Below are 11,833 nucleotides of genomic sequence, written 5' to 3'. Positions count from 1 at the left end.
TAGGGCTGGAAGAACCAGCGGCCGCCGCGGATATCGTAGGTGTTGCCGATGTCCTCGCAGCGGTCCCAGCCCGGACGTACGAAGGCGGCGATCATGCCCTTGGCTTCGGGAATGCGGATCTTGGTCGACACCATGATCAGCGGCTTGCGCCATTCCTCGTTCTCGCCCTCGAAGAACAGGCGCCAGCTGTAGTCGTAACCGTGCACCAGATCCATCGCCTGGAAGAAGTCCGACTCGCCCCACACCAGCTGCTGCTTGCCAGCCTTGACCGTGATGCGGTCACCAATGGGAATCTCCGCCCAGAACTCGCGGATGTCGCCGTTGTTGTAGTTTTCGGTGATGCTCTTGCCGCCGGCCGTGCCGTTGGCGACACGCAGGTCTTCGAGATCTTCGAGGTAGTTGGTCTTGTACTCGCGGTCGAGGCGACCGATCACCTTCCACTTGACCGGGCCGGTCTTCGCGTCGGCGTCGAGCAGCACGGAGCCGCGCAACATCGACAGCTTGCCGGCGCTGTCCTTGCCGACTGCGCTCAGTTCCGGTTGATCCTCGAGATTGAACGAGGCCCAGGCACGCGCGTAACCCGACAGCTGGAAACTGAAATCGTCCGTACCCGCCCAGTTGCCGCCCTCCTTCGCCGCCTCCTCGGCGCCCTGCGCGACGGGCATGCCCATCATCGCCAGTGCCGCCGCCACCGCCAGACCGGTGCCGGTCCGCCTGAAGGTTCTGCTTCTTCTCATGTCTCCACTCCCTCCTGTTTGGGACTACCCATGAGCCGCCTGCACACGCCCGTCGCCGTCGGCTGACACCGACGGGCGCGACGGGCTGCCCTCACACAACGACTGCAGGTTCTTCGGCGCGCTCGATCGGGCGCTGTTTGCTGCCCACGATGAACGCGGGGCGGAACACATAGACGATGGCCGGCATGATGAAGAGCGCGCTGAAGGCCGAGATGAAGAGCCACAGGGCGATCAGCAGACCCATGTCGGCCTGCAGGCGCAGTGACGAGAAGCTCCACAGACCGACGCTGGTGATCAGCGTCAGTGCGGTCACCAGCACGCCGCGGCCGGCGCTGGACAGCGCCTTGACGATGGCGCGCTCCACATTGGGGTTGTGGTGCAGTTCCTCGCGGATGCCATCGACGATGTAGAAGGTGTAATCCACCCCCAGACCGATGCCCAGGGCGACCACCGGCAGCGTGTTGATGTTCATGCCGATGCCCTGCCATGCCATGTAGCTGAAGGTGATGGTGTTGGACAGCATCACCGGGATCATGAAGAACACCCCGGCCACCGTGGAGCGGTAGGTCACCGTGCAGCACACGACCAGCACCAGCAGCGCCAGCGCGATCGCCTCGATCTGGCCGGCGAGGATGACCTCGTTGACCGCGGCCAGCACGCCGACCAGGCCGCCGGCCAGCAGGTAGTCCGCCTTCTCGATCGGGTTCTGCGCCACGTAGTCCTGCACGCGGGCCACCGCGGTACGGATGGTTTCACCCTGGTGGTCGCGGAAGAACAGCGTGACCGCGCCGTTCTTCGCGTCGGCATCGGCGTAGCGGTCCATGTCGCCCGGATCGGAACCGGAGACGAACATATAGGTCAGCTCCGAGTTCTCGCCGGCGTCGTTGCCCAGTTCGGCGTACATCGGATTGCCTTCGCGCAGCACGCGGCGCACCTGCGGCAGGATGTCGGCCAGCGAAATGCTGCCGCCGACCTCGGGCTGGGCTTCCATGTAGCGCTGGAAGTTGGCCATGCTCTGCAGCACTTCCGGCTCGCGCAGCGCGCCCTTCTCCTTGCCGGCGACCACGACGAACATGCGGTCGGAACCCTGGAACTGGCGGTTGATGTCGGACGCATCCTGGTTGTACGACGAGTCCGGCCACAGGATGGGAGAACCCGGGTTGGCGTCACCCACCTTCAGGTTGAAGGCATACCAGCCGGACACCACGAACACGACGCCGGTGATGGCCAGCACGACGTAGCGCAGGCGCGTGGTGACGACACCTGCACAGGCACGCAGGATGGTTTCGAGCACCGGGCGGATGTTCAGCGGATGCACGAACCCCTGTCCCGGCTTGAAGAAGGACAGCATGACCGGGGTCATGATCAGCGCGCTGACGAAGATCGAGAAGATCCACACCGTGCCGATGTAGGAAATCTTTTCCAGCATCGGAATCGGGGTCAGCGCCACCACCAGCACGCAGCCCGCGTCGGCGACGATGGCCAGCATCGAAGGCTTGAACAGGTTCTTCGCGCTCGCCACCGCGGCCGCGGCCGACGTCGTCGCGCCGTGCGCGATCTCGTCGTCGTAGCGCGAAATCAGCTGTACTGAGTTGGAGATTGCCTGCGCCGTAATGAGGAAGGCCACCACGATCACCAGCGGATCGAGGTGGAAGCCCATCAGCTTGGCTGCGCCCAGTGCCCAGATCGCGCTGATGACACCGGCCAGCAGCGGCAGCACCGTGCCGTGCCAGGTGCGCGTGATCAGCATCAGGATGATGACCAGCGAGGCGATGGCGGCGAAGAAGATCTGTATGGTTTCGTCGAGGTAGTAATTGACCCAGCCGTAGAGCACCGGCTCGCCGACCACGCGCACCATCACGCCGTCGCCATCGGCCTCCTTGACCAGACCCATGATCTGTTCGAAGGCCTTGCTGTAATTGATGTCACCGTCGAGGAAGTCGGCGGTGATCAGCGTGGCCTTCAGATCCATCGACACATAGGGGCCGTAGATCAGCGGATTGTTGAGCACCGCCTCCTTCAGCACCGCCATCTCGGCCGGCCCCTTGGGCAGCTCCGGCCACATGATGGGCCGCGACTCGACGCCCTCGGTCGAGGCGCGCACCTCCTTGATCTTCTTCGATGCGATCGAGATGATCTGGTAGGTGTCGACACTGTCGACCTGCTGCAGACCGACGGTGATCTTCTGCACCTTGGCCAGCACCGAGGGCTTGAAGATGTCGCCCTCCTTCACCTCGATCATGATGCTGACCATGTTCGAACCACCGAAGGTGGACTTGAACTGCTGGTTCACCGCGACGTACGGGTGGTTCTTCGGCAGCAAGTCGCTGAACACCGTCTTCACTTCGACGTGGCTCGCGAGATACCCCATGACGGCGGTCAGCAGCGCCACCGCCAGCACCACCCAGGTGCGATGACGGATCAGCGTCGCGAACGCGTGTTCGACCTTGCTGAAAGTTTCGTTTTTCACAGCATTCTCCCCCTGCGCTTCTTATCGACCGACGATGGTCAGCTTGCCGCCCTCGAGCACGCCCAGATTGGCGCCCGATACGTAGTAGCGATTGCCGGCACGCGCGATCTGCGTGCGCCAGGAGACGTCACCCTCGGAGATGCGACCGAGCTTCCATTCGGAGGCTGCGGCGTCCGACGTGACCATCACGCCCTTGTCGCCGACGGCGACCCAGCGGTTCTCGTCCCATGCGATGTCGAGCAGGTGTTCGCGGGTCAGGCGCGGCACTTCGCGCCAGCTGGCGCCACCATCGCTGGTCACCAGCAGAGTCCCGGTCAGGCCCACGGCAACGCCGTTCTGGTCGTCGCGGAAATCGACGCCCATCAGGCTCACCTTGTTTTCGAGTTCGTTCTCGGTCCAGGTCGCGCCGCCGTCGGTGGTGCGCATGACGGTGCCGAATTCGCCGACCAGCCAGCCGTTCTGGCCGCGGAAGTAGATGTCGTTCCAGGCGCGGTCCTTTTCTTCCATCGCGCGCGTCCAGGTCACGCCCTTGTCTTCCGAGCGCAGCAGCGAACCGAATTCGCCGACCGCCCAGGCCACGCCGTCGAAGATGTGCACGCGGAACAGCTTGTTGGGGTTGTCCGACTTCGGCACCTGCCCGGCCTTCCAGGAGCTGCCGCCGTCGGCGGTGTAGAGAATGACGCCGTGATTGCCCGCGACCACCGCGTGCTGCGCATCCCAGGCGGCGATGCCCTGCAGGTTCTCGTAGGTGGGGGCCACCTGGCGGTGCCAGGTCTTTCCGCCGTCGTCGCTGCGAACGATCTTGCCGCCGGTACCGGCAGCCCAGGCGATCTGCTCGCTCGGTGCGGTGACACTGAAGAAGTTGTCGCGCCGCTCGACTGCCTTGGGCTCGACCTTGTTGATGACGGCTTCGGCCTTCACGAAGAAGCCCGCGTACAGCAGACCACCGATGATGGCGATGGGAAGCGTCGAGGTGACGACATTGACCGCGGCACGTGCGCCGCTGCCGAACCGCTTGAGCTGGTGAAGCATCTTCTGTCTCCTTCTGGCGCCGTTCCGTGCGCTGGGCGCACGACGCTTTTCATGACCTGGACGGACATTTCGGCGTGAGGGGCCCCCTGCAGCCGCCAAAGGCCGCATACGGGTACTGCCGATTCCGCGTCAGGGTGTTTGGAGGAAGGCGGCCGGCCGGAACCGGCCGCTGTCGCTGCGACCGGCCTCCCCCGGCCGGTCGCGCCGGGGCACCTTGTGGGCGCCCCGGCTATCCATCACGACGCCCGTTCGGGCACCGGAAGGCCGACCCACTCCTTGTAGAAGGCTTCGATGTCCGGCTCGAAGTCGTGGATCACCGGGTACCACGGGGTCGGTGCCTCGACGTCGTGCAGCGTGCCGCAGGTCGGGCAGTAGTACTCGCGGTACACCTGCCAGTTGGTATCCGGCGCCATCAGCTTCGGATAGACCTCGGTCATCGCCTCTTCCGTGTCACGCACGTAGATGTGCGCGTGCATCTTCCAGTTGTCGGTGTAGTCGCAGAACTCGTGACCACAATCGCACTTGATGACCCACTGCTTCTTCGCGGTCTGCACGATGTACATGTGCGGGGCCAGCGGCAGCACGATCTTGTCCTTGAAGGTCACCTTCTTCTGCAGCGCCTCGACGTACTGCTTGAAGCGGCTGTTGTCCTTCGGCATCGACAGCATGCGGAAAGTGGTTTCCCAGTCCAGCGTGCCCTCGGCCAGGTGAGCGACCTGCTCGTTGGTGTAAGTCGACATTTATTGCTCCTTGATTCGCGTGATCGGTCTGTTGGAGGTCACTCTTCGACCTGGACGACGGTGGTGACGTCAGGCATCAGCGACAGGTCCATGCGGTGCTTGGAACCGTAGGACGGAACGCCCAGTTCGGTCTCCAGCAGTTGCCAGTCGGCCGGCAGGCTCCAGAAGTCCTTGAAGTGCTTGGTGAACTTCTCGGACAGCGCGAAGCTGGTGGCGAACATGTGCTGGACGGCCTGCGACGCGTGCTTGTTGATGATGCGTTCGCGCTCTTCCTTCATCCATTCGCGCACCGGCACCGCACGGGCCAGACGTTCCTTGCGCATCTCGGCGCGACGGGCCTGGGTCTTGGCCACGTCGATGACGTACGCACCCTTGGCGTTCTGGGTGAAGACGGCGCCATACACCTTCTGGGCGTACTCGGGCAGCAGGAACTTCTCGTTCAGATCCTTCTCGATCGCCTTCGGCTCGCGGTCGATCGGGTCGCCGAAGCCGGGGCCGCCACGCAGGTAGTTCAGGTACAGATCGTGGTTGTCGTAGCAGTCCTCGGTGGTCATGCACTGCTTGTCGCGCTTGATCCGTGCCGTGGCGTCGATGTTGTGCTCGTAGGTCGGCGAGGTCGGATCGATGTCGCCACCCAGCGGCAGGCTTTCGCCGTTGGCGATGCGACGCTCCAGGCCGGTCTTGTGCGCTTCGAAGCGGTAGCCGGTGGCAGCCGGGTAACCACCCATCATGCCCCAGTCACTGTTCATGAAGCCGTTGCCCATGAAGAACATCGTCCAGTCCTGGGCGTTCCACACCATGCGCAGCGTCTCGAAACCGCAGCCGCCACGGTACTTGCCGTAGCCGCCGGAGTTGGCCTTCACGTTGCGGCCCATGTAGAGCAGCGGTTCGGCCATTTCCCAGATTTCGATGTCGCCCATGTCGCCTTCCGGATTCCAGATGGCGGCGGCGTGGTTCAGGCCGTCCTTGACGGCGCAGGCACCGGTACCGCAAGACGAGGCCTCGAAGCTGTTCACCGCGTGGATCTCGCCGTCCTGGTTGATACCCCCACCCTGCAGCCAGTTCGAGGTGTTGGCGTTACCGGCGTTCACCTCTTCGAGGTAGCCGCGGCTGAAGTAGGACTGCGACAGACCGCGCCACAGCGCCGCCCAGCCGGACACCAGGAAGTGCCATGCGTAGGCGTGGCCGGTGCGACGGTCATCCGGGTTGCACCAGGTGCCCTTGGGCAGGTGGAACTCGGTGGCGAAGTAGGCGCCGTCGTTGATGCGCTGCGTCGGCACCAGCGTCTGGCACATCATCACCCAGATACCCGAGGTGAAGGCCACCTGGTGGGCGTTGAAGGTATGCCAGCCCCAGCGGCTCGCACCTTCGAAGTCGAGGCGCCACTTGCCGTCCGGCTTGATCGTCATTTCGCACGGCGAGTGCATGATCGAATCGAGCTTGGCGAAGGCGGAGGACACCTGCACGTCTTCGTGCTTGTACGGCACATCGACGAAGGACACCTTGCGGTACTTGCCCGGCAGCGTCATCGCCTTGATGCGGCTCATCAGGCCGCGACGGCCTTCCTCGATGACCTCGTAGGCGAACTTCTCGTAGGCCTCGATGCCGTCGGCACGGATCACTTCCTCGACCAGTTCGCGGATCATGTGGCAGCCGGCGATACGGGTCTTCTCGTCGAGAATCCAGTACTTCGGCGTACGCACCGAACGCTGCGACTCGTGCAGCCAGTCACGCAGCGGCGTGTCATTCACACCGGTCTTGCGGCAGGTGATCATGTAGCCGTCGCCGAAGCGCTGCACCTGGCCGGTCGACATCGAACCCGGGGTCACCGCGCCGGTGTCGATCACGTGCGTCACACCACCCACCCAGCCGATCAGACGGCCTTCCCAGAAGATCGGGACGATGGTGGCGATGTCGCACGGGTGCACGTTGCCGATCGAGCAGTCGTTGTTGGTGAACATGTCACCGGGATTGATGCCGGGGTTGGCTTCCCAGTTGTTCTCGATCATGTACTTGATCGCCGCGCCCATCGTGCCGACGTGGATGATGATGCCGGTCGAGGTGAGCACGCAGTCGCCGACCGCGTTGTACAGCGTGAAGCACAGTTCGCCTTCCTGCTCGACGATCGGGCTGGCGGCGATCTTCTTCGCGGTTTCGCGGGCATGCACCAGGCCGCCGCGCAGCTTGGAGAACAGCTTCTCGTAGCCGATCGGGTCGGCGTCGCGCAGTTCGAGCTTCTCCAGGCCGTTGTAGTGGCCGCTGGCCTTGGTGCGCTCGATGATGCCGTCGCGGAACTGCTTCAGCGTCTGGCCGTTCTTCAGGAGATCGGCGAAGCCGGTCTCGTTGTTGCTCATCATGTTCATTCAGTCTCTCCTTTGGAGTTTTTTCCGGATCGCTGCGCTGCCGGGCCCGGGTGGGCGCCGACAGCCCTTCAGGACGCCGGCGCTTACTTGACTTCCTTCAGGTGGAACAGGCGGTGCTTGTCGACGAAGGTCTCGAAACCGTCCGGCACGACGAAGGTGGTGGCATCGGATTCGATGATGGCCGGGCCGACGATGTGGTTGCCCGACTTCAGCGCTTCCATCTTCCAGATCACCGCATCGACCCACTTCTTGTGGCGATAGAACGGACGGGTACCGATGCGCGCTTCCGGCGGCGGCGTCGGGCCGCAGTCCGGGTCTTCCGGCAGCACCGGCTTCTGCGTCACCACGGTGCCGCGCATGATTGCGCCGGTGGCCGAGAAGCCCAGTTCGGGCGAACGTGCGGAGCTCGCATAGACGCGGCCGTAGGTGTTCTCGAAGGCTTCGACGATCTTGTCCCAGTCGGACGCGGTCGCAGCGGTCGACACCGGCGAGATGATTTCCAGGTCGTTCAGCTGACCCATGTACTGCATCTTGTAGCCGGGGATCAGCATCACGTCTTCCGGCTTGAAGCCGTTGATGACGAACTCCTCGATCACCTTGCCCGCCAGCTCCGTCCAGGCCGCCTGCAGGGTCTGGCATGCGGCCGCCTTGTCGGCGTCGCTGGCCAGCTGGGCGACACCGAGGTCGACCGACTTGTCGTAGCGATATTCGAAGTCGGCGCAGGCGCAGCCGAAGGCGGAGAAGCCGGCCGCCCAGGCGGGTACGACGACGTCCTTGAAGCCGACGCCTTCGGTGTAGCCGTAGGTGTGAACCGGGCCGGCACCGCCGTAGGAGAAGCAGGTGAATTCAGCCGGGTTGTAACCCTTGGCGCTGATGTTGGCGCGCAGGTACTCGGACAGCGTCAGATCGAGCAGCTCGATCACGCCAGCGGCCGCGTCTTCGACCGACAGGCCCAGCGGGTCGGCGATCTGCGCCTTGATGTGGTCACGCGCACGCTGCACGTCGAGCTTGATCGCGCCGCCGAGGAAGTTGTTCGGGTTCAGGTAACCGAGTACGACGTGGCAGTCCGACACCGACACGGTGTCCAGGCCACTTTCCGGCCAGCAGGTGCCGACGCGGTAGCCAGCGCTGTCCGGGCCCAGCTTCAGCGACTTCGAGTACGGATCCAGGCGCACGAAGGAACCGGCACCGGCACCGACCGAGTCCATCGCCACCAGCGGCAGCGACAGCACCAGACGGGCCATGTCCGGATCGGACTTGATGGCGAACGAACCCTTGGTGATCAGGGCCACGTCGAACGAGGTACCGCCGATGTCAGAGCAGGCAATGTTCTCGTCACCGAGCGCCTCGCCCAGCAGCTTGGAGCCGATCACGCCGCCGATCGGGCCGGACACGATGGTGCGGGCCAGTTCCTTGGCCTTCCAGCTGATGGTGCCGCCGTGCGTGGCCATCACGCGCAGATCGAACTTGCCGCCGTGCTTCTTGAAGCGGTCGCTCACCTTCTTCAGCGTCTCGCGCGACGGTTCCGCGCCATAGGCTTCGAGAATGGTGGTGTTCATGCGGTGGCTTTCCTTGCGCTGCGGGTAGTAATCCACCGAGGCAAAGACCGGGATGCTGGAGCCGAGCTTCTTCAGTTCTTCCTTGACGATGTCGCGGGCGCGCTGTTCGCTGGTGCCGTTCTTGTGCGACTGCAGGAAGCAGATGACGATGGCCTGGGAACCGGCTTCGACCAGCTCCTTCACCGCGGTGCGCACTTCGGCTTCACGCAGCGGAATGACGACCTTGCCCTGCACGTCGGTACGCTCGGTCACGCCACGGGTACGCGACACCGGAACCAGCGGCTCGTCATAGCGGTGCGTGTTCAGGTGGATGCGGTCCTCCAGCGCGTAACCCAGATAGCTCTGCAGCGCGCGGCCCATCGAATGCACCTGCTCGAAACCGCGGTTGCAGATGAGGCCGACGTCGAGGCCCTTGCGCATCAGAACGCGGTTCAGCATCGCGGTACCGGAGTACACGCAGGTCACCAGCTCCGGGTACACGTCGTCGACCTCACGGCCCCAGTGCGCCAGTGCATCGACCGACGAGTTGTAGATCGCCAGGGATTCGTCCCCGGGATTGCTCTGTGCCTTGCCGACCACGAAGCGGCCGTCCGCACGGACAAAGAAGGTGTCGGTCATGGTGCCGCCTGCATCAATCCCCAGCACCTGAACCGACGAGTTATCGATCGTCATCTCCACGTCTCCATTTGAATAGTCCAACTGCTCTTCGCCTCCGACCCCCGTGGGCCGGTGTTTCCTGATCGATCTGGCCGCGATCGAACAAGCCTCTAGGTGCAAGGACGGTGCCAGTGCGGATTCCGGCACACGGCAATCTCTCAAGCGATTGATTTATATATGGATAATTTTCTTCGCCTGTCGGGTGACAACATGCCGACGGGCATCGGACGGATGGAATTCGGACGGCATCGTATGAAGCGACCGTAGTGCGATCGGACTGTCCGGAAACCCGCGTCGGACGGTCGTTTCGGACGGTTTTGATATGCTGCGTCGCAACAACTTCCGGACGGCGTCAACACCGTGGCTCGCGCGGCGTGGCTGAGCATCGGTGTGGGCCGGTTTGCTCAAGAGATTGCGGCCTTGATCGAGGCCGGCGGCCAGCCAAAGCCGCATCGCGGCCAAGGCCGCTCCCACAGGGAATGCGAGCGACCCTCGGTCGTCGTTTGGTTTTTTTGTGGGAGGGGTCTTCCGACCCCGACAGCGACCGTGGGTAGTGCGCGGCGCCTGATTCAGGCCCAGGCGGCAGTCATGACTGCATCCCGCAGAGCACCCTCGTTCGGTTCCTCGAGCGAAGCGTGGGAGAGCGCGCTTGCTCGCGATTGCGGCCTTGACCGAAGCCGGCGGCCGGCAAAAGCGGCGTCGCGGCCAAGGCCGCTCCCACAGGGAATGCGCGGAACCTCGGCCGAAGTTTGGGCTTTTTGTGGGAGGGGTCTTCTGACCCCGACAGCAACGGCGGGCATTGCGCGGCGCCCGGTTCAGGCCCAGGCGGCAGTCATGACTGCATCGCACAGAGCGCTCTCGTTCGGTTCCTCGAGCGAAGCGTGCGAGAGCCGAGCTCGCGCGCTCAACGCAGCAGGATGGATTTCACTTTCCACACATGCTCGGCCGGCCGTTCGAGCGACGGTGACGGCAGCGCACGCAGGCCGCGCAGCGTGGCGTCGCGCGCCGCGACACGCTGAAGCCAGCGCGCCAGCGCGTTGAAGCGATGCATATCCACGTCGGACCACGCATGCATGCGCATCCAGGCCCAGTGTGCGATGTCCGCAATGCTGAACGCGCCAGCAAGGTAGTCGGCGCCCTGTAGGTGGTGGTCGAACAGCGCGAACAGACGCAACATCTCCGCCCGTGCTGCCTTCGCATCACCCGTCTTCGCCGCGTCGGCGGCGTCGACCGGCAGCATGAGCCACTGCATCACACGCGAGCGACCCATGGCGTCGCTCGGCATCAGCTGGCCGCTGCGTTCGGCGAGATAGACCAGAACGGGACCGGCATCGCTGACCGAGAAACCCGCTGCGTCGTGATCGACGATGGTGGGCGAACAGGCGCAGGCGCTGACGCGCAGGAAGTCCGGCGCCAGGCGTTCGCCGCTGCAGGCTTCCATCGGGTGCACGGCATAGGGGATGCGCAGCTCTTCGAGCGCAATCGAAACCTTCCAGCCATCAGGTGTCGGTGCAGAGTAAAGGTCGATCATTCGCGCATCCCCCGATGCAGTGCTCAGTGGCCTCGATGCGATCCGGATGCGCGCGCCGCCCTGCCCTGCAGCGTGTCGCCCCATATCCGGCATCGCATGTCGGCGATCCTCAGGCGCGCGCGCTCGGGCGCGCGCTCACGTCCTTGTGCCAGCGCAGCAGATTGCTGCAGTCGGCCGGAATGCCGATGTCCGACCAGCCGGCGAACTCGATGCTGCAGTAGGTGGTGCAGTCGGCCACCGAGAAGGTCTCGCCGGCAACGTAGCGATGCTTGCCCAGTTGCTGGTCGAACTTGCGGAAGAAGTGACCGAGCCGCTCGCGGCCGCGTTCGACCAGGGCAGGAATCTGCGCCACCGGCGACGCGAAGCCCGGCAGACCGCGGTCGCGGAAGGCGTCGGCGGTATTCCGGAACACCTCGCCGGCTGCCATCATGCCTTCGTCGAAGGCTCGCCTTTCCCACATGTCGACGATGGCGCGCTCGTAGGCGTTGCGACCGAGCAGCGGCGGCGCAGGATGCAGTTCTTCGAGGTAACGGCAGATCGCCATCGATTCGCCGATCTGGCGGCCGTCCGGCAGTTCCAGCATGGGCACCATGGCCTGCGGAAACTTCTCGATGTAGTCGGCCCGCAGGCGCAGGTTCTCACCCGACACCTCGACGATGTTCAGGTCCAGGTCCTTCTCGACGAGAAACATGCGAACCCGCTTCGGGTTCGGGGCTGCGTGCCAGTCGTACAGTTTCATGTGTC

At 64.2% G+C, this 11,833-nt stretch carries 8 protein-coding genes; all 8 read right to left on the bottom strand.

Translation table 11 applies throughout. The features are described from left to right. Positions 1-737 (bottom strand): DUF1302 family protein (locus IV112_RS10335; protein ID WP_368500437.1); only part of this gene is annotated, 737 nt, incomplete at its 3' end. Between the two features lie 91 nt (positions 738-828). Continuing rightward, positions 829-3,207, bottom strand: coding sequence for an efflux RND transporter permease subunit (locus IV112_RS10330; protein WP_304003393.1), 2,379 nt, complete (start codon positions 3,205-3,207; stop codon positions 829-831). Between the two features lie 21 nt (positions 3,208-3,228). Beyond that, a complete protein-coding gene (locus tag IV112_RS10325; protein ID WP_304003392.1) occupies positions 3,229-4,239 on the bottom strand; it encodes a WD40/YVTN/BNR-like repeat-containing protein in 1,011 nt (336 codons plus the stop codon). A gap of 236 nt (positions 4,240-4,475) precedes the next feature. After that, positions 4,476-4,979: an acetone carboxylase subunit gamma gene (locus IV112_RS10320; protein WP_019918104.1), complete on the bottom strand. Its 504-nt coding sequence runs from the start codon at positions 4,977-4,979 to the stop codon at positions 4,476-4,478. 38 nt (positions 4,980-5,017) lie between these two features. Then, on the bottom strand, positions 5,018-7,342 hold the full coding sequence (locus IV112_RS10315) for a hydantoinase B/oxoprolinase family protein (RefSeq protein ID WP_304003391.1): 2,325 nt from the start codon (positions 7,340-7,342) through the stop codon (positions 5,018-5,020). A gap of 83 nt (positions 7,343-7,425) precedes the next feature. Beyond that, positions 7,426-9,573: a hydantoinase/oxoprolinase family protein gene (locus IV112_RS10310; RefSeq protein WP_304003390.1), complete on the bottom strand. Its 2,148-nt coding sequence runs from the start codon at positions 9,571-9,573 to the stop codon at positions 7,426-7,428. An 889-nt stretch (positions 9,574-10,462) separates the two neighbouring features. Then, positions 10,463-11,089: a glutathione S-transferase family protein gene (locus tag IV112_RS10305; protein WP_304003389.1), complete on the bottom strand. Its 627-nt coding sequence runs from the start codon at positions 11,087-11,089 to the stop codon at positions 10,463-10,465. 109 nt (positions 11,090-11,198) lie between these two features. Continuing rightward, entirely contained in the window at positions 11,199-11,828 is a 630-nt protein-coding gene (locus IV112_RS10300; protein ID WP_304003387.1) for a glutathione S-transferase family protein, read from the bottom strand. Positions 11,829-11,833 lie beyond the last annotated feature (5 nt).

Origin of the sequence: Methyloversatilis discipulorum, from assembly GCF_018780585.1 — a bacterium.
Taxonomy (GTDB): domain Bacteria; phylum Pseudomonadota; class Gammaproteobacteria; order Burkholderiales; family Rhodocyclaceae; genus Methyloversatilis; species Methyloversatilis discipulorum_B.
Note: the sequence above shows the minus strand (reverse complement) of the source record. Positions and strands in the feature narration are given on the sequence as shown.

Coding starts and splice junctions, on each gene's coding strand:
- IV112_RS10325 (WP_304003392.1), bottom strand. CDS start 4,239: ATGCTTCACCAGCTCAAGCGGTTCGGCAGCGGCGCACGTGCCGCGGTC.
- IV112_RS10320 (WP_019918104.1), bottom strand. CDS start 4,979: ATGTCGACTTACACCAACGAGCAGGTCGCTCACCTGGCCGAGGGCACG.
- IV112_RS10315 (WP_304003391.1), bottom strand. CDS start 7,342: ATGAACATGATGAGCAACAACGAGACCGGCTTCGCCGATCTCCTGAAG.
- IV112_RS10310 (WP_304003390.1), bottom strand. CDS start 9,573: ATGACGATCGATAACTCGTCGGTTCAGGTGCTGGGGATTGATGCAGGC.
- IV112_RS10305 (WP_304003389.1), bottom strand. CDS start 11,089: ATGATCGACCTTTACTCTGCACCGACACCTGATGGCTGGAAGGTTTCG.
- IV112_RS10300 (WP_304003387.1), bottom strand. CDS start 11,828: ATGAAACTGTACGACTGGCACGCAGCCCCGAACCCGAAGCGGGTTCGC.